Source organism: Variovorax sp. RTB1 (assembly GCF_035018765.1).
Classification (GTDB): domain Bacteria; phylum Pseudomonadota; class Gammaproteobacteria; order Burkholderiales; family Burkholderiaceae_C; genus Variovorax.
In genome coordinates, this window is the sequence record NZ_JASJXG010000054.1 from 1 (window position 1) to 21,990 (window position 21,990).

The 21,990-nt window shown below is 60.9% G+C and carries 17 protein-coding genes, 1 tRNA gene and 2 pseudogenes; 6 read left to right on the forward strand and 14 right to left on the reverse strand.

The window, feature by feature from the left end; translation table 11 throughout:
• Positions 1-265 precede the first annotated feature (265 nt).
• A complete protein-coding gene (locus QN397_RS22980) occupies positions 266-643 on the reverse strand; it encodes a hypothetical protein (protein WP_323501998.1) in 378 nt (125 codons plus the stop codon).
• A 779-nt stretch (positions 644-1,422) separates the two neighbouring features.
• On the opposite strand from QN397_RS22980, the gene QN397_RS22985 reads away from it, so the two are divergent.
• On the forward strand, positions 1,423-3,300 hold the full coding sequence (locus tag QN397_RS22985; protein WP_323501999.1) for a potassium transporter Kup: 1,878 nt from the start codon (positions 1,423-1,425) through the stop codon (positions 3,298-3,300).
• A 110-nt stretch (positions 3,301-3,410) separates the two neighbouring features.
• Here the strand turns inward: QN397_RS22985 and QN397_RS22990 are convergent.
• Positions 3,411-4,030: pseudogene (locus QN397_RS22990) on the reverse strand (IS6 family transposase).
• Between the two features lie 125 nt (positions 4,031-4,155).
• Complete coding sequence (locus tag QN397_RS22995; RefSeq protein ID WP_323502000.1) at positions 4,156-6,714, reverse strand: TonB-dependent receptor; 2,559 nt, start codon at positions 6,712-6,714, stop codon at positions 4,156-4,158.
• Positions 6,715-6,752: 38 nt separating this feature from the next.
• On the opposite strand from QN397_RS22995, the gene QN397_RS23000 reads away from it, so the two are divergent.
• Positions 6,753-7,835 carry a PQQ-dependent sugar dehydrogenase gene (locus QN397_RS23000; protein ID WP_323502001.1) on the forward strand — a complete coding sequence of 361 codons (1,083 nt, stop codon included), beginning with the start codon at positions 6,753-6,755 and terminating at the stop codon, positions 7,833-7,835.
• 4 nt (positions 7,836-7,839) lie between these two features.
• Complete coding sequence (locus QN397_RS23005; protein WP_323502002.1) at positions 7,840-8,508, forward strand: c-type cytochrome; 669 nt, start codon at positions 7,840-7,842, stop codon at positions 8,506-8,508.
• Positions 8,509-8,709: 201 nt separating this feature from the next.
• On the opposite strand, the pseudogene QN397_RS23010 reads toward QN397_RS23005, so the two are convergent.
• A pseudogene (locus QN397_RS23010) lies at positions 8,710-9,345 on the reverse strand (IS30 family transposase); the annotation flags it as partial.
• 179 nt (positions 9,346-9,524) lie between these two features.
• Here QN397_RS23010 and QN397_RS23015 point away from each other — a divergent pair.
• Positions 9,525-10,049: a hypothetical protein gene (locus QN397_RS23015; RefSeq protein WP_323502003.1), complete on the forward strand. Its 525-nt coding sequence runs from the start codon at positions 9,525-9,527 to the stop codon at positions 10,047-10,049.
• On the opposite strand, the gene QN397_RS23020 is transcribed toward QN397_RS23015, so the two are convergent.
• From QN397_RS23020 to QN397_RS23045, 6 genes are all read right to left on the reverse strand, one after another.
• The gene (locus QN397_RS23020) at positions 10,013-10,165 is read right to left on the reverse strand and encodes an IS66 family insertion sequence element accessory protein TnpB (protein ID WP_323502004.1); all 153 of its coding nucleotides are present in this window, start codon (positions 10,163-10,165) and stop codon (positions 10,013-10,015) included. The genes QN397_RS23015 and QN397_RS23020 overlap by 37 nt on opposite strands.
• Before the next feature lie 928 nt (positions 10,166-11,093).
• Complete coding sequence (locus tag QN397_RS23025; protein WP_323502005.1) at positions 11,094-14,015, reverse strand: hypothetical protein; 2,922 nt, start codon at positions 14,013-14,015, stop codon at positions 11,094-11,096.
• Positions 14,012-14,410, reverse strand: coding sequence for a hypothetical protein (locus tag QN397_RS23030; RefSeq protein WP_323502006.1), 399 nt, complete (start codon positions 14,408-14,410; stop codon positions 14,012-14,014). Before QN397_RS23030 ends, QN397_RS23025 begins: the two co-directional genes overlap by 4 nt.
• Before the next feature lie 203 nt (positions 14,411-14,613).
• Positions 14,614-14,853: an AlpA family phage regulatory protein gene (locus QN397_RS23035; protein WP_323502007.1), complete on the reverse strand. Its 240-nt coding sequence runs from the start codon at positions 14,851-14,853 to the stop codon at positions 14,614-14,616.
• 103 nt (positions 14,854-14,956) lie between these two features.
• Entirely contained in the window at positions 14,957-15,499 is a 543-nt protein-coding gene (locus QN397_RS23040) for a hypothetical protein (RefSeq protein WP_323502008.1), read from the reverse strand.
• The gene (locus QN397_RS23045) at positions 15,496-16,842 is read right to left on the reverse strand and encodes an integrase (RefSeq protein WP_323502009.1); all 1,347 of its coding nucleotides are present in this window, start codon (positions 16,840-16,842) and stop codon (positions 15,496-15,498) included. Before QN397_RS23045 ends, QN397_RS23040 begins: the two co-directional genes overlap by 4 nt.
• A 213-nt stretch (positions 16,843-17,055) precedes the next feature.
• Here QN397_RS23045 and QN397_RS23050 point away from each other — a divergent pair.
• Both QN397_RS23050 and greB read left to right on the forward strand, forming a co-directional pair.
• Positions 17,056-17,132 (forward strand) — tRNA-Arg (locus QN397_RS23050).
• Positions 17,133-17,188: 56 nt separating this feature from the next.
• Entirely contained in the window at positions 17,189-17,791 is a 603-nt protein-coding gene (greB, locus tag QN397_RS23055) for a transcription elongation factor GreB (RefSeq protein WP_323499325.1), read from the forward strand.
• Positions 17,792-17,797: 6 nt separating this feature from the next.
• Here greB and QN397_RS23060 read toward each other — a convergent pair whose 3' ends face one another.
• The 4 genes from QN397_RS23060 to QN397_RS23075 form a co-directional block, all read right to left on the reverse strand.
• A complete protein-coding gene (locus tag QN397_RS23060; RefSeq protein ID WP_323502010.1) occupies positions 17,798-20,053 on the reverse strand; it encodes a bifunctional (p)ppGpp synthetase/guanosine-3',5'-bis(diphosphate) 3'-pyrophosphohydrolase in 2,256 nt (751 codons plus the stop codon).
• Positions 20,054-20,146: 93 nt separating this feature from the next.
• Positions 20,147-20,350 carry a DNA-directed RNA polymerase subunit omega gene (rpoZ, locus tag QN397_RS23065; protein ID WP_187052967.1) on the reverse strand — a complete coding sequence of 68 codons (204 nt, stop codon included), beginning with the start codon at positions 20,348-20,350 and terminating at the stop codon, positions 20,147-20,149.
• A gap of 52 nt (positions 20,351-20,402) precedes the next feature.
• Positions 20,403-21,023, reverse strand: a complete 621-nt coding sequence (gene gmk / locus QN397_RS23070) for a guanylate kinase (RefSeq protein ID WP_323499331.1) — start codon at positions 21,021-21,023, stop codon at positions 20,403-20,405.
• 11 nt (positions 21,024-21,034) lie between these two features.
• Positions 21,035-21,952, reverse strand: coding sequence for a YicC/YloC family endoribonuclease (locus tag QN397_RS23075; protein ID WP_323502011.1), 918 nt, complete (start codon positions 21,950-21,952; stop codon positions 21,035-21,037).
• Positions 21,953-21,990: the final 38 nt, after the last annotated feature.

Below are 21,990 nucleotides of genomic sequence, written 5' to 3' on the forward strand. Positions count from 1 at the left end.
GCGTAAGCCGACGCGCTGCCACACATCGCGCCCACGCTTGCCGCCTCGCACTCGGCTGAAGTCTCAGCCCGGCTCTACCGGTCGATAGTCGAACGGTAGCTCGGTCGCGGGTTCTGACCGAACTTTCAGGCCGTCCTCGCGTCGAGGTGTGTCAAGGTTGCGGGTGCTTGCTCGCATCTATATTTGCAAAGTCGTGCAGCGCTTAAACGACGGCCCGTTGCAAAGCCGCCAACCCACAAATGGGTATGAAGTCACTGGCAGCTGCTTAGCTGCAGGCCTTGCCATGCGGGCCGTGAAAGCCCTGGGTCTTCGCATCCGCTTCGGTTAAATACTTGCCGTGCTTGGTCTTGCCGTAATAATTGTCGCTCGGGCAGTGATAGACCTTGCTCTTCTCGTTTGCCCACACCTTGTCGGCACCGCCGCCTGGCGCCTGGGCAACGAGCGCGAGGTCAGGCTTGCCCTTTTTCGTGGTCGGTACTGCAACCGGTGCGGCCGTAGCCGGAGCGGCGGTCAGGGCCTTTGGTGCAGTGGTCGCGGCCGAGGTTGGCGTTGCGGCCGGGGGGGCGCCAGCAGCAGGCGCTTGGGCAAAGACGGAGCCGGCTACGACGATGCTCAGAGCAGCAAAAACGAGGGACTTTTTCATGGGAATTCCGGGTCACGAGATACGTGGTCCGCTTCCAACGCTTTGCAGACGCATGCGTTGACCATCCGGATTGCCCTTACGCCCAATTACATGCACATAAGCACATATCGACGACGGCAAAAAAGGGCGAGGCGATTCACAGCGCCGCTTCTGGAAACTTCTTGTCCGCGATTCGAGCGCTCGTTTTTGTTTTACGGTTGCCGTGCGCGTGACCACAAGCTCCGCTTCGAAGCAGATCGCCTCGCGCGATGGAGCCGCAATTGGCTGACGAGAGAACGGGCACAACCGAACTGTACGGACGTCCTTGAAGGCATGGCGAGCATTACAAAGAGATTGTCATGCCATTGAAAGCAGGCGCCTGAAGCACGGCGCTTTTCTGTTCTTTCTACAGCGCCATGAACAGCTCCCAGCGAACGCCAAGAACACCGGGCACTCCGCTGTTGTGCCGCTCAGCGTCTACCCCTCAAGAAGTCAGCAGCTCAACTGACCGGCTTCGTACAGGGGATTGCACACGAGGATGACGTTCAGCGGGAAGCGCATTCCTTTGGTCGCCAGCATCACGATCAAGCCTTCCCAGTCGCAACTCTTCGCCTAGCCTGGTTGGCTGATGTCCGCTAACGCAAAGGAAGCCCGATTCTTGTCGGCAAGGGCACAGACCGCTGGAGGAAGCCTTCCTCTGACAGACTTCTGCGCCTCCAAATGTCACATTGCGTTGCCTCTATCCGTTGAACCTTTCGCGGCGAGCCGATGATTTCAAAAAAACTGACGAACTTGCAAATATGAATTCTTTGATTCAAGGAAGCCGCCCGAAGGAATTAGCAACTGCCACAGGTGCGGTTGGGGCTCTGGGCGTTGTCTTTGGCGACATCGGCACGAGCCCGCTGTACACGTTCAAGACGGTGCTCGACATGACCGGGGGGAACCAGTCGCAGACGATTCTTGGCGTGGTTTCGCTTTTGGTTTGGACCCTCATCATCGTAACGAGCCTCAAATATGCCGGCTTCGCTATGCGCATCGACAACGACGGCGAAGGTGGCATCCTCGCGTTGCTCGCACTTCTGGCCGTCAAGCGAGCAAAGCGCCCTCTGATTGTCGCTGTTGGACTTTTTGGGGCCGCGCTCATTTATGGAGACGGAGCCATCACGCCCGCGATCTCGGTGCTCTCGGCTATTGAAGGTCTCAAGCTGGTCGAGCCTACGATGCAGCCCTTTGTGCTGCCGGTCACGGTCGGGATCTTGGTGGCGTTGTTTGCCGTTCAAGGCGTCGGAACCGCCAAAATCGGCCGGGCCTTTGGGCCCATCATGGCCGTCTGGTTCGTGACCATGGCTGCGCTCGGAATCTGGGGGATCGCAAAGCATCCGGCCGTGCTCTACGCGTTGAATCCGTATTACGGGGTGAGCTACCTGTTCCACAGCGGATACATTGGTTTCATGGTCTTGGGCGGCGTATTTTTGTGCGTGACCGGAGCTGAGGCTTTGTATGCCGACATGGGACATTTCGGAGCCAGACCGATCAAGTTTGCATGGTCGACGCTCGTCTTCCCGAGCTTGGTGTTGAACTACGCCGGGCAAGGTGCGATCGTTCTCTCGGGCGCGTCAACCGATGGCAATATCTTTTATCGTCTTTGTCCCCCGGCGCTTTTGCTCCCGCTAGTCGTCTTGTCGACCGTAGCGACGATCATCGCCAGCCAGTCGATCATCACGGGGGCCTTCTCGATGACGCGCCAGGCCATCCAGCTCGGTTGGATGCCGCGCATGAAAATATCCCAGACATCTGCGGAAGGTTTTGGGCAGATTTACGTCGGCACGGTGAACTGGGTACTGATGATCGTGACGGTCGGCTTGACGCTCGCCTTCGGAAAATCGGACAGCCTCGCGGGCGCCTATGGCATTGCCGTGTCCGCAACGATGATCCTGACGACGGTCTTGCTATTCATCGCCATGCGGGAAATCTGGGGCTGGAGTCTGGTCGCCAGCGCAGCCGTCGCGGGCGTCTTCATGATCGTAGATGCATCGTTCTTCGCATCCAATCTGCTCAAACTTCTGCAGGGCGGTTATGTGCCACTACTGCTCGCTGCGGGGGTCTACGGAATCATGTACGTCTGGCATCGGGGCATCTCCGTGATCACAGACATTGCCGGGGGAAGCAGCGTCCCGGCTCAGCAGTTCTTCGCCGGGCTCGAGCGAACCTACGTGGCGCGCGTCCCCGGTACAGGCGTGTTTTTGACACGGGCAAGGGAGGGCATCCCACCAATTATCCAATGGTATGTGCATCTCGCGCGGGCGCTTCCCCAGAAGGTCGTGGCCATCACGGTGCAGACGACATCGTCTCCTTGGGTCGCCGCCGATCGGCGCGCACACCTCGAGCAAATCGCGCCCAACTGTTGGTTCGTAATTGCTTCCTATGGCTTCATGGAGACTCCTGACTTGCCGAGTCTACTTGCCGAGATATCTGCGCGCGAATGCCCGGTGGATCTAGACGATCTGACCTACTTCATCGGGGTCGAGAAAATTGTCCCGAAGCCGGGGAGCCACGGGATTGCGCGCTGGATGACGCACCTCTTCGCGGCCATGGCGAGAAATTCGGCACATGTGACCGACTCTATGCGGATTCCGCCCGAGCGGCTTGTTGATTTGGGTCGCCAGGTGCAGATCTGATGCATGTCGATATGGACTCTTGGCGCCGGCGCGTTTTCGACCCAGATGCCAACATTGGGTTCTGCCGCAATAGCAGAGCAAAGCTGAGACGGGAGCTGGAGTGGCTGGCCTCAAAAGGCCAGAGAGTAGAACTCGTCAGCAGTGGACGATGCTCTGTCTTTGAGCGAATCGAGCTGGCCCTTCTTGATCATGTGCATGGTCTCGATGCCTGCAATGAGGGCGCGAGAGCAGCGAAACGACTTGAATCCGAGCATGGGTCGCACGATGCGTTTGATCGCCCGATGGTCTTGCTCGATGAGGTTGTCGAGATACTTCGACTGACATCTCGATGTCCGCGCCGCTGTCAGAGCGCATGTCGAGGATCGCCGTCGTGTTGGCGCCGCTCTTGTCGATCGTGATCTTCTCGGGCACGCCGTGCAGGCCGATGGCACGCTTGAAGAAGCATCTCGCCGCTGACCTTGATGTACGTTTCATCCATTCGCCAGCTCGTGCCGACCGAGCGCTTGCGCCGCCTCAAGACGGCGGCAAGAACCGGCATCATCTCGACCGACCACCGATGAATCGTGGCGTGATCGACCACCACCCCACGCTCAGCCATCATCTCTCGGATCTGTCGCAGGCTCAACGGGTACGCCGCTTACCAGCGAACGCACACCAGCATCACCTCAATGGGGTAGTGCAGCCGCTTCAAAATCCTGCGTAGTGCTTCGTTCATCTTGTTCTTGCCCATCGCTTCAGCTTACTCGTCGCGTCTTACTGCGACAGAACCGTCGTCAGTCATCCAAAGTCTTTCAGGGTTGAATCGGGGGCCAAACCGACGGGGCCCAGGTGTTGCGCACGGCCGCTGGGCGAGAGTTAAAAACTGTAGGCTGCGCTGACTCCGGCCACCCAGGTGCGACCCGGTGCAGATTCGAAGTAACGCTGGTTGCCTTCGTTGACGATGACCGAGCCGACGGTTCTGCGGTCGAACACGTTGTCAATGCGTGCAAACACATTCAGATTCCACGGCCCGAAGTGCTGGGTGTAGCCAGCATGCAGCGCGGCCACCACGTAACCAGGCGCACTGGCGGTGTTGGCATCGTTGGCCTGAATGCGGCTGATGGCTCGGGCTTCAGCGCCCGCGTGCCAGCCTTCAGGCGGCGCATAGCCGTAGGACACGAACAACGAACGCTGCGCAATTCCCGGGATGCGATTGCCGGAAGCCACCGTGTTGGCAGCATTGCAGGGAGCAGGCGAACAAAAGCCATCGACGTAGCGTGCGGTCAGAAAGGTAGCGGCTACCTGCGTGCGCCAGTGGCTTTCGGTTTCACGGAACCAGGCCAGTTCTGCCCCTAGGCGGCGGGTACGCCCGGCGTTCTGGAATGTGGACCGGCCCCCGTTGTTCGTGTCGGTGACGATCTCATCGCTGGTGCGCGTTTGGAACAGCCCTGCGGTCAACAAACCGTCCGCCATGCGCGCCTTGGCACCGACTTCAAAGCTGTCGTTGACCGACGGCTTCAGGCCGAAGTTCAACCCGGCCAGCCCACCGGGACGATACGCGATTTCATTCAATGTCGGCGTTTCGAAGCCTCGGCCCGCAGTCGCATACAGGTTGAGATTGGGCGTCGCGGCATAACGCACGGCCGCTACCGGAAGCGCCTGGCGGTATCGCGCGCTTCCGCTGTCGTTGCCGTTGGCACCGACGATGTAATGATCGGTCGAACGGAAATACACCGAGCTGTAACGCAGGCCCGCTTCGACCGTCCAGCGATCGGCGACCTGCCAGTTAGCCTCCAGATAGGGGTCGCCGTTGGACGCCTGGTTGTTCTCGTCGCGCCTTAGCCGCCCCTGCACGCCCAGCACCGGCCTTGCGAACGTGCCGATGTAGTCCTCATAACCCGTGCGGTGCTCATTGAGAAGGTCGTACGACACGCCTGCAGTCCACTCGAACGGCCGATCCGCCAGGCGGGTTCGCGAGGTCCAGCGCAGGTCCACGCCCTCGTACGAGCGGTTCAGGCCGATGACTCCTCCTGACTGCAGCGCGCCGGTCTGCGCGGACGGCGGAATGGACTGGAACTGCGTGGTATCGCGCGTTCCGCCGTAGACCATCAGGCGCAGGTCGTTGTCTGCATTGACACGGTGCTCCAGCAGCAGCCCGAGCTGCCGCTGATCGACGGTCTTGCGCGTGTCGTACTGCACTGCGAGCGGTGCACTGCGCGGATCGAGACCCAGCTGTGTCTGCGTGAGACCGAGGGGGTCCTGTGCGTTCAAGCGCACGCTGTTGAAAATGATGGTCGCACGTGTGCCCTCATCAACCTGCACGCCCAGCTTGCCGTTGACAATGTCGCGGTCAGCGGCACTGTGCGCGCGCCAACCGTCGGTGTGAAAGTGGCTGGGGTCCAGCACCCAGTCGATGTCGTCTTTGGCGCCGCTGGCTTTCATGCTTTCGCGGCGCGTGCCGAAACTGCCGGCCGCGAACGACGCCTCGACCTTCGGCGGGGCTTCACCGCGTTCGGTGAACACTTGCACCACACCGCCGGACGAATTGCCATACAGCGCGGAGAACGGACCGCGCAGCACGTCGATCCGGTTAGCCGAGCCGATATCGATGTTGGAGGTTTGACCTTGTCCGTCCGGCAGCGTCGCCGGGATACCGTCGACATAGATGCGGACGCCGCGCACCCCGAAGGTCGAGCGAGCGCCAAAACCGCGAATCGAAAGCTGCAAGTCTTGCGCGTAGTTGTAGCGGTTCTGAACCTGAATTCCCGGCACCGCGGCAAGGCTCTCCGAAAGGTTGACCTGCAGTTTGTCATCCCGCAACTGACTAGCATCGACTCGGTCGGCCGAGCCTGCGAGCTCGAACGGCCGCACGTTGCCCCCCGGCGTCGAAATGGTGATCTCGGGCAAGGTTCGTTCGGGCTTGACGCCATTCGCGGGCGCTGCGTCCTGGGCCTGCGCCGCAAAGATGGTCGCCGCCTGAACCGCCGCGACTGCAAGCAGTTGCTGGGCAAATCGCGACCGGGGCAAATGGAATGATTCGAGGCTCGAATGACGAAAGACTGGTACTGAGTGAGGCATAAAAAAGCGACGAAGTGGAATGTCGAACGAAACAGAAAAATGCAATACGAGCGCGCTGTCAACCGTCCTGAGCAGACGGAACGCAAAAGTACAAAACACCGCCATTCCAACGGCTGCGGTCAAGCGTGTCGGCACGTAGGGTAAGCGCACCCAAAGGCGGCTTGACGATGGGTATACCCGAGCCTGCGCAAACTCAGGGCAAACACTGTGTGCAAGCTGGCCTTGAGCGCTCAGACTAGTTGGGGTTTCTAAACAACTAGAGGAGACAAATGCATAACAAACCTTGGCTTTCCGCTTTTGCTGCGCTTGCGCTCGTATGCGCGGCCTCCGCTTCGTCTGCTGCTGACGACACCACACCCGGCTGGGCCAAGGACCGGCCCAAGACGGACGACGCGATGAAGCTCGCGCCGGTGCCCGCGTTCCCGATCCCGACCGCCGCGGCCGATCTGCCGACCAAGAAGTTCAAGCTGCCACCGGGCTTCAAGGTCGAGACCTGGGCGTCCGGAGTGCTCGATGCGCGCGACCTGCGTGAGGGCGCCAAGGGCAACCTCTTCGTCAGCACGCTCGGTGTCGGCCAAAAGGTCTATGTGTTGCCCATCAACGCAGTCGACGGCAAGCGCGAGCCCAAAGTCATCATCGACAAGACCCCGTATGCGACAGGCATCGAGTTCTACAACGGCTCGCTGTTCTTCGCCACCAACAAGAAGATCGTGCGCTACGACAACGTCGAAGACAAGCTGGACAACCTGGGCGAGCCCAGCGCGGTGTTGAATGACAAACTGCCCGGCGGCGACGACCACAGCTGGAAGTATCTGCGCGTTCACGACAACAAGCTTTACTACAACATCGGCGCGCCTTGCAACATTTGCGACCCGGGTGAGTACGCCAAGATCTATCGCATGAACCTTGACGGCTCGAACGTCGAAACCATTGCGGCAGGCGTGCGCAACACGGTCGGCTACGATTTCGATCCGAAGGGCGGCGATCTGTGGTTCACGAACAACGGGCGCGACTGGATGAGCGAAGAGCTACCGAACGACACGTTGAACCACGTCAAACAGCCCGGTAAGGAGAACTACGGCTTCCCGTATTGCCATCAGGGCAACATCCCCGATCCCGAGTTCGGCTGGGGCAAGTCCTGCGACGAATTCACCAAACCGGTCGCTTTCACCGGGCCCCACGCCGGCACGCTTGGCATGAAGTTCTACACCGGAAAGATGTTCCCGGCGAAGTACAGGGGCGCGATGTTCATCGCACGTCACGGCCCGTGGAACCGCACCCGGAAGTACGCCGACGTGACGGTTGCGTTCAAGGACGGCAAAGGCGGTGTGAAGATGGAGCCGTTCATGACGGGCTTTGTCGACAACAACACCTACCTGGGGCGCCCGGTGGACTTCTTGCAAATGAAGGATGGCTCGCTGCTGGTCAGCGACGACCATGCCGGGGCCATCTATCGCATCAGCTACGTGGGCAAGTGACGTGATGCAGTGGCGGTTTTTTGCGGCCGCTGCCGCTTTCTCGGTCGCGCTGGTGGGGACCTCGCCGCTTTGCGCGCAGCAGACCGGGAAGGCCGGCGCTGGCGTGAGCGCCGCATCCGCCGGCGGCACTCGCAGTGCTGCCGGCGCTGTCGTCTACGCTGAGCGCTTCGGCGCGGTTTGCGCGGCCTGCCACGGTGCCAACGGGCGGAGCGAGATGGCCGGAACACCGGTGCTGGCGGGCCAGCATTCCCTCTACGTCATCACGCAGCTGTTTTTGTTTCGCGAAGGGCGGCGAAAAAACGAAGCGATGGTTGGGCTGGCCAAGCAGATGACAGACGCCGACTTGCGCGGCTTCTCCGACTACATCGGCACGCTCCCTCCCGTGCCGGCGCCGGCTCCTGCGGTACCGCCCGACGCTGCGCGAATGGACAAGGCGCAGGTTCTTGCCAAAGAGTACAAATGCGTTTACTGCCACGGCGCCGACTTGGCCGGTGGGCAGGGGGTGCCGCGCATCGGCGGCCAGAAAGAGGAGTACGTGCGCACGACGCTGCTGGGCTTGAAGTCCGGTGAACGGCCGGGCTACACGCGCGCAATGACCGAGGCGCTGAGTCAAGTCCCAGCAGAAGACATGGCCTTGCTGGCCTACTACGTGGCCAACATCACCGCCAAGTAGCAGCGCCGCCGTTGCGCAACGCAAAGGCGCGCCGCTCATGCTGCGGTGCGCCAGTGCGCCATAGTACGGCGCCCGCGCCAAAACGGCTTGGTGTACCTTTAACAAACGCCGACCTGCAGCGGGGCGTGAGTGATGGCAGCGGAGCGGCAGATTGCGGTCGTTCCGGTACATCGGACCGAACGACCGCAATCGCTGGCGGATTCAACGGGTCGACGCAACGGATTCGCTGAACATCTCAGCGGGCGTCTGGAAGCCGAGCGTCTTGCGCGGCCTCTCATTCAATTGTCGCGCGATCGCGTTGAGCTGAGCCTGTGAGTAGCCCGAGATGTCGATGCCCTTGGGCATGTACTGCCTGAGCAGCCCGTTCGTGTTCTCATTGCTTCCGCGCTGCCAGGGGCTGCGTGGATTGCAAAAGTAGACCTGGATGTCGGTGGCCATCGTAAATTGCTTGTGCCCGTGCAGCTCCGTGCCTCTGTCCCAGGTCAAAGACTTGTAGAGTTCCTGCGGCAATTTGCGAGCATTCTTGATGAGCGCGTTGACGACCGTCTGCGTATCTTTGCCTTCCAGCTTCACCAACATTACGTATCGCGTTTGGCGCTCAACCAGCGTCGCTATTTGACTGCTGGCGTTGCCGAAGACCAAGTCTCCTTCCCAATGACCAGGCACCGCCCGATCCTCGACAGAGGCGGGTCGCTCGCTGATTGAAACGGCATCAACGATCTGCCCATGGATTGCCGTCTTCTGCGTGTGATGACGAGAACGACGCATGCCGCGAGTACGTCTCAGGTGCTCCAGCAGCTCCTTCTTCAAGGCTCCACGCGCTTGAATGAACAGACTGCTGGTTGACGACAATTACCTTGGCCGGTCGACGACAACTATCTTGGCCGGTTTTTGCACCGGCACCGGGCCGGTTCTGGAGGCGGGTTTAACGTGAACTGATCGTCATTCAACGAAGGTTCGCGTTGTGCCCGGCAAGAAGATCACGGACCCCAGCGGGCCGGCAAAGGGGCGCCAGCGTGGCGCCGAACAAGCGGGGGGCCGATTCCGCGTGCCCTGTGCTCCTGTATACGCAAGTCTTTCTTAATGACTCAAACGCTTATGAGCGAAATCTGGCCGTATCCCGGCTTGACCTCGAGATCCTCGACTCAGACCGATTGATCCGTGAGCGTGATGCACGGGCTGCGGCCGAGCGACTGGTCTACAGCAGCGACACCCGAAGCCGAGAAGCTGATCGACGACTCCTGATCATCAGGAATGCGCGCGATGAAGCGGGCGTGATCATCTGCTCCGCCGGAGCGATCCTGGACGGCACTTTGACTGAGCACCTTGCCGGCACGCGCGAGCTCTTGACCCTGAAGGCGCTGAAAAAGTCGCCAACTACACGTTACCGCCGCCGCTGCAGGGCAACGAATCCGCATCCTCGAGCGTTCTCGCCACCACTACGAAAGACTGACATGACGACCTACACCGGAAATCTCATTACGACCAGTGCCACCGCCGACGACTACAGCGAAGGGCTCGAAACGATGGCAAAGAGATAGGCGTGGTGCGCCTGAGCGGCGCCGAAGGCCTTGACGACGCGCGCCAGGGCAGTGTCGACGCCTGCGCGCATGTCGATCGGTTCGGTGGCCAACCAGATCGCCTCGATGCGGATCATGAGCCGCTCACCGGAGCCACTCGTGCAACCAGGCGGCGCAGGACGCTGCCGCCTGCACCGGCCAGTGCACCACGGCGGTGGCGTTGCCGCGATGGAGTTCGATACGAATGTCGGGCAGCGGCATGGGTTCGGCAGGCGCAGGTGTTCCGGGGGGGGCTGACAGCCACAAGGCCCGGCGGACTGGCCGTCGATCAGACGGTCGTAAGCGCAACGGCGTCGCGTTCGTTGACGCGCCGCCGCTGCATCACGTTGGCGTTGGGACCATAAAGTCGTGCAGTCGCAGCAACCGATGCATCCGCCTGCCTGCACGCCCGTAGCACTTGTGCTCTGAACTCCGCGGTGTGACGGCGCCGTTACTTCAGATTTACGTGCATTGATGCTATCCAGCTAAAGTTGAACACGCCCCAAAAAGGTTAGACGGACATGATCGCCTCTCGTTTGGCTTCCGTTCTCAAGGTGGGGTGGCTGGCCCCTTACCCATCAAGACGCAGGATTTTGCGTGGTCGACGCCCAATGTCGTAAGCTTTAGCTCTACGGTTATGCGTGGAAAGCCTTGGCGCTTCGCGCCACAACGTCTCGCGGCTGATGTGTTCCAGTTCGTTCACTGTTCTCCTAAATACTGAGCGCTTCAAACATGAATTGCTATCAAATCGATAGCAATTCATGTTTGAAAAGTTTTAGGCTAGGTGCTGCCAGCGCTTCTTCGTCCCCGCGGCCCTTAAATCTAATGCGCAGGGGCCCTAGCGGACATACGCCCGGCGCGTAGCCGTGTCGAGCCCCGGATTGCCGCTGGTGCGCCGTTCGCCAAGCGGGGTTTGCGGGGTTTCGAGAGCGATTTCTCAGCCGATTGTTGGGGCGGGGCAAAACACAAAGGGCGGAAGTTTTCGATTCGTTCAAAGTTCGGCTGAGAGAAGGGCCTCGAAACCCCTCAAACCCCGCAATGTTCGAGTGCAAAGCGATTTACACCATTAGCGTCAACCCGCCGCGCGATGCGCAATGCAATGCCGTCGCCCATGCTGACCACGCGCCCGGCGCAACCCGAAAGCGCCCTGCCTACAGAGCGGGGCGACTCAACGTCCCGGCACGAAAGGGCCTCTAAAGCGTCGCGCGTGGCATGCGCGGAATCGGTGCCGAAGGCGTCGGCACTGCGCCCGAAACCGTTGACGCACCGATTTACAACATCGCGTGCGGAAAACGACTCGTTGCCAAAACAGCCCCGGAATTCGCGCACCAATGCGCGCAAAGCCTGCAGGTGTTCTGCCGCTCCAGTGTTGTTGTTGAATGCTCTCACGACATCCTCGCCGCCGGCCCACACCAGCGGCTGTCGCACCAGTTTGTCCCACATCACGAACCGCGACCCACCCTGCAGTTCGATCCGCTCGCCGCTGAACACGTAGCCCGAAACGATGCCGACCACGTCACGCAACACGCCGGCGCGGATCGCGTTGGCATGGCCGACCACATCTGGATGTTTGAACCTGCGTCCTTCGGGGCGCGCGGTCGCCGGTGTGAGTTCCGTCGTCAACCATCGCGTCGTCTCATCAGCACCGAGCTTCAGGTTGTTGCCGGTCAGCACGAAAAATGTGGCTGTCGGCGCACGAAGAATACGCGTGCTGCCCAACTGTCGCCCCTCGAATACTGGCGACGTGATCGCGGCGTTCAGCGCCCCGCCATTTACGGTTAAGCCATCGGTGATGTTGTCGAAGCAAATCATTTCAGGCGACCCGAGCAGAAGCGCCAACAGCCGTTTTTCGATCTCGGAGTCGTCACCTATCGGCAGGTTCAAAACCGGCAGATCGCGACCGGTCAACAGCACGTGCAGCCGGCGTGCGAGCGTCGTCTTACCGCTCGACTGTAACGGCGCTAACACCGCCAGGCCAGGGGCGTTTTCCAGCACGCGCCGCTGTACTGCGGTGAACAGGCCGGAGATAGCGACAGATGCGTCCAGCGTGCTTGTGAACTCAAAACCGACCAGCACATCCTCGCTGAGCCGCTGCAGTGCCGCGGTGGCTTCGGCGCGTGTGTAGGGCTTTGGCACGTCTCCCGCCAGTCCGTGGAAAAAGAGGCCGGTGCCCTCGTGTCGCCCGTTGCTCGCAACGATCTCGCCGGCAGGTGTGACGATCGGATGCGACAACAAGCCACTGACCCGCGGCGCGTTTGCCGGGTCCAACTGCAGCAGGTTTTCAATGATCGCGCTGGGCACCTGTGTAGGTGTCGGGCCTTTCTCGTTGGCGTGACAAAACACAGCCACGCTCTCGACCTGCGCGCGCATGCTCGCGACGTTGTGCGCCTCGATCAACATTTGGGGGGGCGGCTTCGCGCTGTCGTCATCGTGCGCGTGTGCATACGGTGGATCGCTCTCGACAATGCGCGATGGTCGATCTGCAAACATCACGAGTTCAGTCGGCGCCGCGTGCTGCAAGATCAACGCGCCCACTTCGCCGGCTTGCCGTGTCGAGTTCTCGGGCTCGACGATGATCATGCGCCGCGCGCCGGCGTCGCTTTGTACTCGTTGCTTCAGCAAATCGCGCCGCGCGTCGGCAAGGGCACCATTGAGCGGTCGCAAGCCGATACCGGTGATCTTTTGCACAGCCTCGACCACATCGGCCACTGCATCCTTCGGCAGGTGAGCAGCACGCGTGGCCCACGTCGCCAGCACATCGGCTCGCGACATCGTCTGCAGTTCGGCCACGATCTCCGAGGCCGTCTCCACAACGTCGTCGAACCCTGCCGCACTGGGTGCCGCAAGGTCGAACCCCAGCGCTTTGCGAAAATCGTGCTGACTCCGGCCGGCGCAATGCGCGTGATGGCACACAAAATTGCCCTGTGCAAACCCGCCGGTATGGGGTGGGAAGTAGAGGCAAGACGTAGCACCGGTGGTGCCGTCGCTGTGCTCAGTTTGCCGCGGGCAGTCGATGAACAGGCCCCCTTCTGTGCGCTCGCTCTTCACCATGTCGCGTTCGTGCAGGAGCTGCGCTATCGGGTCGCTGCCGTCAACTTGCACACACGGCCGAACTGCCGCGGCCGTCGCGAGCACTTCAGCGGGGATGGCAAGCGCAACGCTGTCGTCGAATAGGCCGCCATAAAACCCGCTGCGCAATGCGACTGGGTCGACCACGCCGGCGGCGAACTGGGGCGCGGCCGTGTAGTGCGGTTGCACCACTTCGAAAACCTTACAGTCGATCGGCGAGCCAAGGCTCTTGCACCAGGCGTTAAGTTGCGAGCTTGTGTACGCGGTCTTCAGCCAGAACCAGACATGCGCCTTGAGTTTGCCGACGTGCTTTGGCGCACCGGCGCTACCCGATAGTTGCCAGTGATAGGACGCCTCATAAAAGCAAGCAGGCAGGCGCGCGGCGACGAATTCGGCAATGCATGCAGTGGGGTCGCGCAGCGGGTCGGCGACGGTTGGCGTGAACTCGTCGATGTCGCACATCATTAGATGTAGCGGTTGATCTTCGAAGATCGTTTCGCGCCGCACGACGTGGCTTGACATCACTCCATCAATCGTTCGCAAGCGTTCTGCAGCATCGGCGCGCAGTCGCCCGCGGATGATTAGCGAGCGCCGGTCGGACTCTATCGACATGAGCAGAGCGGACGCGCTGGAGATGCCGTCCAGCGTCGCCTTGCGATATTTGAAGTTCTTGGCATTGTCATAGCCGGGGATCGTCCCGTCGGCCAGCCAGCGCTTTGCCATGCAAGAGTTGCCGGCTGCGGTCAGGATCGTGATCCGATCTTGCGAATTGCTTAAATAATAGGCACTATTAGTAGTGTGTCTGGTTTGGTCGCCGGTCACAGTTTCAGTAGAAAAGCCGTCCTTGCCGGGGCGGCTTTTTTCATGGTCGATTGTCATGCCGTGACAGCCTCTGACAGGTATTCGACCTCAGCCACATCGATGTCGGCCGATGCCCACAAATCGACAATTTCATCTTCGCCACGGTCGTCCACAAGAAAGCATGTGCCCCGGATCAACTGGCGGGTGAGCAGGATCGGTGTTTGTTCGTCCATGCGGTAGCGCATGAGGCTGGGGAACGTCGCCGCCGTCTCTTTTGTGAGGCTGTAGCTCGCGCCGTCGTCGTTGACCCCCTCGTAGCACCCGCGATAGGCCGCCACGACTGGTGGAAGCATCGCGTGCTTGCGCCTCGCGTCGGACTTCATGAGGTCGCGCAAGTCGCCGTGACCCTCTTCGACGACTTCGCGAAGGTACCAAGTCAGCTCGCGCCGATCGCCATCGATGGTGGACCACACGTCCCGCACCACGCGGAGCCATATCGCCCCCGGCGTGCTATTCCTAATTTCCAGCAGTGCGCCGGCGACTGCGAAGCTGCCACAGAGACGCACAATCTCTTTTCGCTCCCGCCACGCCTTGCGGGTTGCAAAGATCGACGTCTCGGGTCTACTGATCGGTCCCCTTGGAGACTGACACACCAAGTTTTGAACAATAGGCGCTGTCACTCGGCACCCCGCGCCAGTTCGAGACGACGTACAAGCGCCTTGATGTCGGCATCAGACTTGCCGGCGATGCGCGCTTGATTGAGCGCAGCGACTTCGCTATCAGGCCAGCCGGACATGCGCCGACCGATTTTAATCGGCTTGGTGAACAGGCCGGCCGCGATATCGGCGTAATGCTGAGTGCGGCCGATGCCGCGGGCTTTGAGCGTGGCAGGCACGCGGTAGATAACTTGGACCATCTCGACTAACTCCGAATGTTGATGAACATAGGGAGCGAGTCTCTTGATTCAGGGTTGATTTATCTACCTTCCACCCATGCCTGCGTTTGGAAGGTGAAGATTGTTAAAGAGCCTTTTTTCGGCGTTTGATTAGGTATGTTTCGGCTAACCTGAACACCTCTTCAATCGGCTGCTTTCTCGGATTTGGGTACAGATGTACGTAACTCCGAATCCCCTTCGACTGGTTCCACGAACTCGGTAGCACGGTCCCATCGTCGAGCACTTCCGGAAGCTCGCGCAACGCCTCCTGTTGGCCGAACGCATCAAGGAATGCGGTGTACGCACCGTTGTCGCCCATCGGGCCATGTAAACCCGATGCTTTTCGGATCGCTGCGTCTCGGTCCTGCACTGAAGACTTAGGCGCCTCTTCGTCCGCACGCAGAAGGGCACCTGCGAGTTGCCGCATAAAAAAGAGCGTCTCGAAGTCCCCTGCGCCGGCCGTGAAGTCCCCTAAAAGCTTTCGCACAGACGGGCGCGCGGGCGTCGGATCGGAATTGTCCTCAGGATGCCAGAGCGCCCCCAAGGCCCGAATAGTGTCTGGTTCAAATTGCCATTTTTCCGCTTCCGCCTCATCCGCGTCGCCGTCTGCCCAGGACTCACCGTTCATTTCGTCGCCTCCAACAGCTTGTGCAATGTCGTCAATGCCTTGCGCTTCTCGCTCATGTAGTCGTGCCCGTCGTAGTGACGAGCTTGCACTCCAGCGATCCCGTGTGACTGCAAGCGGCCGCGGATGTCCTGCGACACCCGCGCGCTTGCGAGCAGCGTCTCGACGCCAGAGCGAATGCGCTTGGCTTGGAAGTCTTTGACCGCATCGCCGATCGCCTCCGCCGCCCAATGGCTCAGCGACGTGGCAGCCGCATGCGACACGCCTCCGTCGGTCGACAGCGCAAACACCCCTGCCGGCTGGCACTCGCTCAGCGCAGTCGCTGCTTCCTTCGTAAGTGGCACTGTATGGGGACGTGGCGGGCGACCAGGGCGACCCTTGCCGTCGTGCAACAGGATGAAGTCCGGCCCGGCGTTGGCCGTCAGCAGGTTCACAAGTTGCTCGATGCGCTGGCCGCCGGTCAGCAGGTGAAGGCGCAGCAGCGCCCCTTTAAAGCCCGGCATTGGCTTGATCGCCTGCCAGTAGGAGCGCATCTCAGCCGCGCTCATCGGCCGCTTATCGGGCTTGTTCTGCGACTCGTCCGGCTCTGTGTCGGCCACGGGGTTTGCAACGATTCCATAGTCCTTGAATGCGACGGGAATGCTCGGTTTCGACTTGGCGGCCTTCGCCATCTGGTACGCGGCACGCGCGTAGCTGCGCAGCTTGTTGGCGGTGCGGCCTTTGCCGGCCTCGATCAGCGTGCGCATCATGTCCGCGAACTGTTCGCCAGTCACGTCCTTGGCAGGCATCGCGGCGACTTTCGGCCACGCTTCCTTGATGTGCAGTTTGAAGATACTGCGCGCGTCCGCGTGCGAGCGCCGGCCGATCGCTTTTAGATGGTCGCAATAGGCGTCCAGCAGGTTGCTAAGCGTATGCTTCGCTGCGATCCGTTTTGCTTCGCTCGCGGCGTATCTGTCGACTTTCTGGGCAGCGAGCAGGGCGGGGCGGCCGCCTTCGTCTCGGTGCTGGTGATGCTCCATGGCGCGGCGCTCGGCCTCGCGCATCGCTGCGGCGAAGGAGTAGCCGCGCTCGGTTGGCTTGAAGCTCTTCGGCGGCGCGGCGGGATCGTAAATGCCGATCACCTCGCGCTGCGTTTTGCGGTCAAGAGTGACGCGCCAATAGAACATTGTTCCAATAACGAGCAGTCGGGCTTCTAACGAGCCCGCCGGGGTAACCTTTGCAAGCGAAGCAAACTGGCCACGCTCCAGTCCGTTGATGATCTGACCAGGTGTCATGAGGTTCCATCCGATGAGTCCGCCGGTCGGGATGACCGGAACGCCGTGACAGTCTGGTGACAGAATCGACACGAATGGAATTGTACGCAAACGGACTAAAACGAACAACTTACCAATGATAGTGAATTGTCACCATGTTCGGTATCGTTCGCAGTTGTTCAGTTTTTGGGACTCATAATCCGTTGGTCGATGGTTCAAGCCCATCACGGCCTACCACGTTGCATTCGAAAATCGGTTTGAAACACGGGCTTCGGCACTTTTGCCGGTGCTATAATCGAAAGCTGTGCGGCTGTAGCTCAGTTGGATAGAGTACTTGGCTACGAACCAAGGGGTCGTGGGTTCAATTCCTGCCAGCCGCACCACCATCAAGAAAAGCCCGCAACATCTGTTGCGGGCTTTTTTCATTGGAGCATCCTGAATGAGCAAAGCATTCACCAAGGAAAGCGACTCGGACGACGAGGACGACAGCACTGCTGCGCTGTCCGTGCCGCTTCCGCCTGGGGGCAAAAACTACATCACGCCGGAGGGCTACGCCCGAATGCGCGCGGAGTTGCTGCAACTGATGGACGACGAACGGCCCAAGGTGGTCGAGGCCGTTCATTGGGCGGCAAAGAATGGTGACCGGTCGGAAAACGGCGACTACATCTACGGCAAGAAACGCCTGCGCGAAATAGATGGGCGCCTCCGGTTCTTGACCAGGCGCCTGGAGATCGCCGTGCCGACCGATCCGGCGGTCCATCATGGAAGCGATCAGGTGTTCTTCGGTGCGACGGTTCGCTATGCCGACGAGGGTGGCGACGAGCGCACGGTGACGATATTGGGAATCGACGAGGCGGACAGCACACAGGCACAGGTCAGCTGGATTTCGCCGATTGCGCGTGCACTGCTGAAAGCGCGCGAGGGCGATGTCGTCAAACTCGTGACGCCGGCGGGTGTCAGTGAGGTCGAGGTGTTGTCGGTGACCTATCCCGAAGCGGGCCCCAAGGCAGACAGCAGGGAAGTCAGTGGTACGCCGCCCTGATAAGCCTCAGGGCGCGGGCACTGTCCGCGAAGCGGAAAGCACCGAAGGCGTCCGCTTCACCGCCCGCAACACCGATTCCAGGTGCGTTGTGTCCCGCACCGCGATGACGAAGCGCATATCGGTCGATTCCTGTGGCGTCTCGTCGGCCATTTCGACGTGCGTGATGTCGGCCTCCGCAGTCGCCAAGGTCGCTGCGACCCGCGCCAGCACACCTTTGTCGTTGCGAACCGTGACCACGACGCCGGTTTCGAATGCGCGCACAGGATCGTCCGCCCACTCGACGGCAAAGAACCGTTCGCTGTCCTTGTAGTGCAGGCGCTGGCCGACACCGCAGGCGTCGGTGTGCACCACTAGGCCTTCGCCGTGCCCGAGATAGCCGACGATCCCGTCGCCAGGAATAGGCCTGCAACACAGGGCGAAGCGCACCGAAGAGTTTTCGCTGCCGTCCAGCGTCACCGCGCCTTGCGACACGGTTTCTTGCGCGGTAAAGCGCTCGCGGCTGAGTAGCAGCGCATCGGGCTTTTCGCCCCGCTCGGCGAGCAGCGCCATCAAGCGCTTGGCCACGATGCTGGCGATGCGCTTGCCCAGGCCGATATCGGTAAGCAGTTCGGCGCGCGTGCGGCTTCCGGTGAAGCGCAACAGCTTTTCCCAGATGACCTGGTTTTCCGGCTCCGCGGATGGCAGCGTGCCGAGGCCTTCCGCGCGCAGCGCTTGCGCCAGCAGTTTCTCGCCAAGACCTTCGGATTCAGCGTGCGCGAGGGTCTTGAGATAGTGGCGAATCTTCGATCGCGCGCGGCCCGTTCGCACGAAGCCGAGCCAAGCTGGATTCGGGGTCGACACCGGCGCGGTGATGACTTCGACCACGTCGCCATTTTTCAGCTCCGTGCGCAACGGAACCTGGTCGCCGTTGATCCGCGCTGCAGACGTGTGATCGCCGATCCGGCTGTGAATGGCGTAAGCGAAGTCCACCACTGTCGCGCCGCGCGGCAGCGCCATGATCTGGCTCTTTGGCGTGAAAACGTACACGGCATCGGGGAAGAGATCGACCTTGACGTGGTCCCAGAACTCGGCGGCATCGCGCGTCTCGTGCTGGATGTCGAGCAACGATTGCAGCCACTTCGTGCCCAGGCGATCGGCACCGGTGGCATTAGGCTCCGCAGCTTTGTAGAGCCAGTGCGCCGCGACACCTGATTCTGCGACCACGTGCATCGCCTCGGTTCGCAATTGGAACTCGACGCTGACGCCCGACGGGCCGACCAGCGTCGTGTGCAGCGACTGATAGCCGTTCAGCTTAGCGATCGCGATATGGTCTTTGAATTTGCCAGGCAGCGGCTTGTACATCTGGTGAAGGATGCCGAGGCCGGTGTAGCAGGCGATGACATTCGGCACGATGATCCGGAACCCGTAGATGTCGGTCACCTGCGCAAAGCTCAGGTGCTTTTCTTCCATCTTCTGGTAGATCGAATAGAGCGTTTTCTCGCGACCGGCAATTCGCACCACCATGCCCGCCGCGGTGAATGTGCTCTCCAGCTCCCGTTGCACTTTTTGAATCAGGTCACGCCGACGACCGCGCGCCTTGGAGACGGCTTTGGCGAGGATGGCGTAGCGCCATGGTCGCAGGTGCCGAAACGACAACTCCTGCAATTCGCGGTAGGTCTGGTTCAGCCCGAGCCGGTGTGCGATCGGCGCATAAATCTCGAGCGTCTCGCCCGCGATGCGCGCCCATTTTTCGCGCGGTGCGTCGTCCAGCGTCCGCATGTTGTGCGTGCGGTCGGCAAGCTTCACCAGAATGACGCGCACATCGCGTGCCATCGCCAGCAGCATCTTTCGGAATGACTCGGCCTGATTCTCTTCCCGCGTGTTGAACTGCAGTTTGTCGAGCTTGGTGAGGCCATCGACCAGCTCTGCGACGGGTGCCCCAAAGCGTTCGATCAGTTCGGGCTTGGTGACGCCGCAGTCTTCTATGGCGTCATGCAGCAAGGCGGCCATCAACGCTTGAGCGTCGAGCTTCCACTCGGCACATTGCGCCGCGACCGCGATGGGGTGGGTGATGTACGGCTCGCCGCTGTTGCGCAATTGCCCCAGGTGCGCTTCGTCCGCGAAACGGTAGGCGCGACGGACCTGCTCAGTGTCTTCTGCGTTCAGGTAATCGAGGCGGGCGGTGAGCGCGGCAAAGCTCGCCGCGGCCGCGTTCAGCGCTGCCGGACTCGGACGTGGCGAGCCTTTGGGGACACTGGAATGAGGTTTGACGACCGCGCTCATGCACACCACTTTAGCGTGCACGTTGCAAGGAAGCGATCGGACACAAAAAAAGCACCGCGCGCGGTGCTTCTTTGTGCGGAGTTGCGAGTCAACTCAGCCCGGAACCTTCTTGAGCATTTCAATGCCGATTTTGCCTTCGGCAATTTCGCGCAGTGCGGTCACGCAAGGCTTGTTCTTGCTCTCAATCTTGGGTGCATGGCCCTGGCTCAACATACGGGCGCGGTAGGTCGCGGCGAGCACGAGTTGAAAGCGGTTCGGGATTTGCAACAGGCAATCTTCGACGGTGATGCGGGCCATGAGGATCTTTCGGTCGTTTCGGTCGTTTAGCGGAGTGGCTCGGAGAGCCGAATCAGGGAATATTGAGCGCTGCGAAGGTTTCGGCACGAGCTCGGCGCTGTGCGGAATAACGAAGCCGTTGCGCGTGAACAATGGCTTTCAGGTCAAAAAGCGCACGCTCAAATAACTCGTTGATTATAACGAAGTCGAATTCATTGGCACGCGCCATCTCTTCAGCGGCGTTCTGCAGGCGCAACTCGATAACCGACGCGCTGTCTTCGCCGCGCCGCTCCAGGCGCGACCGCAACTCTTCCCAACTGGGTGGCAGGATAAAAATCATGACCGCGTTCGCAAACGTCTTGCGAATCTGGATCGCGCCCTGAAAGTCGATTTCCAGGATGACGTCCGCGCCTTGGGCGATGCGCTCTTCGATGGCGCGTTTCGAGGTCCCGTAGCGCTGACCATGCACGTGCGCCCACTCGACGAAAGCATCAGACGCAACCATTGCGTCGAATTCGGGATGCGACGCAAAAAAGTACTCGCGCCCATGCTTTTCCTGGCCTCGCGGAGGTCGTGTCGTATGCGAAACCGATGGCTGCACGGCCGAATCGAGCTCCATCAACGCCTTCACCAGACTCGATTTGCCGGCACCGCTCGGCGCCGCGACCACGAAAATGTTGCCGGGATAGTCCATACGCTCGCCACTCATTCGATGTTTTGCACCTGCTCGCGCATCTGTTCGATCAACACTTTCATGTCGACGCCGATGCGAGTGAGTTCGAGCGCTGCCGATTTCGCACCCAGCGTGTTGGCCTCGCGGTGCAGTTCCTGAATCAAAAAGTCGAGCCGTTTGCCGATTTCACCGCCTTTTTTGACCAGACGCTCGATCTCGTCGAGGTGCGAGTTGAGTCGGGTCAGCTCTTCGGCCACGTCGATGCGGATGGCAAAAGCGGTTGCTTCGGTCAGCGCACGGTCTTGCGCAGCCTCCGGCAAGGTGCCGCCGGTAAGGCCCATGGCGTCTTGCCATCGCTCCAGAAATTTGGCGCGCTGCTGTTCGACGAGCTTCGGCACCAGCGGAACGGCTTGCTTTGCCAACACGCGCAATTGGCCGAGATGCTCCTCCAGCATCTTGGCCAGTCGGGTGCCTTCGCGTTGCCGCGCGGACATCAGCGCGTCGAGCGCCTTGCTCGTGACTTCTGACAGGTCGGCAGCCCAGTCGCCGCGTACTGCGGCGCCGTCGCCGCCGGCCAGGCGCAGTACGTCGGCCACGCTCAGTTCGCGTGCGCCGGGGAGCCAGGCCTTGATGCCGTCCTGCACGCCGTTCAGGCGCTGCAGCAACTTGACCGAAGGCTCGGTCACGCCCGCTTGCGCAGTGCTTTCTATAGATGCCCGCACCTCGACTTTGCCGCGCTTGAGCCGGCCGATGATCAGGTCGCGCAACGCGGGTTCGTGCTGGCGCAGTTCTTCCGGCAGCTTGAAAGTCAGGTCGAGAAAGCGGCTGTTGACCGATCGGATTTCGACTCCGAGTCGGCCGGTCGCAGGGGGCCGCGGATCGGCTTCGGAGTGGCTGCCAACCGGGCCGTTTTGGCCGCTGGCATAGCCGGTCATGCTGTAAACTGGCATTGAGCCTCGCTGTGATTTGTTCGCCTGCATCGAGGACC

Excerpts from the sequence above, each read along its gene's own strand:
- QN397_RS23040 (WP_323502008.1), bottom strand. The coding sequence starts at position 15,499 with ATGAACGGTGAGTCCTGGGCAGACGGCGACGCGGATGAGGCGGAAGCG.
- QN397_RS23000 (WP_323502001.1), top strand. The coding sequence starts at position 6,753 with ATGAAGCTCGCGCCGGTGCCCGCGTTCCCGATCCCGACCGCCGCGGCC.
- QN397_RS23060 (WP_323502010.1), bottom strand. The coding sequence starts at position 20,053 with ATGAGCGCGGTCGTCAAACCTCATTCCAGTGTCCCCAAAGGCTCGCCA.
- QN397_RS23025 (WP_323502005.1), bottom strand. The coding sequence starts at position 14,015 with ATGACAATCGACCATGAAAAAAGCCGCCCCGGCAAGGACGGCTTTTCT.
- gmk (WP_323499331.1), bottom strand. The coding sequence starts at position 21,023 with ATGGACTATCCCGGCAACATTTTCGTGGTCGCGGCGCCGAGCGGTGCC.
- greB (WP_323499325.1), top strand. The coding sequence starts at position 17,189 with ATGAGCAAAGCATTCACCAAGGAAAGCGACTCGGACGACGAGGACGAC.
- QN397_RS22980 (WP_323501998.1), bottom strand. The coding sequence starts at position 643 with ATGAAAAAGTCCCTCGTTTTTGCTGCTCTGAGCATCGTCGTAGCCGGC.
- rpoZ (WP_187052967.1), bottom strand. The coding sequence starts at position 20,350 with ATGGCCCGCATCACCGTCGAAGATTGCCTGTTGCAAATCCCGAACCGC.
- QN397_RS22985 (WP_323501999.1), top strand. The coding sequence starts at position 1,423 with ATGAATTCTTTGATTCAAGGAAGCCGCCCGAAGGAATTAGCAACTGCC.
- QN397_RS23020 (WP_323502004.1), bottom strand. The coding sequence starts at position 10,165 with ATGATCCGCATCGAGGCGATCTGGTTGGCCACCGAACCGATCGACATG.
- QN397_RS23005 (WP_323502002.1), top strand. The coding sequence starts at position 7,840 with ATGCAGTGGCGGTTTTTTGCGGCCGCTGCCGCTTTCTCGGTCGCGCTG.
- QN397_RS23075 (WP_323502011.1), bottom strand. The coding sequence starts at position 21,952 with ATGCCAGTTTACAGCATGACCGGCTATGCCAGCGGCCAAAACGGCCCG.
- QN397_RS23035 (WP_323502007.1), bottom strand. The coding sequence starts at position 14,853 with ATGGTCCAAGTTATCTACCGCGTGCCTGCCACGCTCAAAGCCCGCGGC.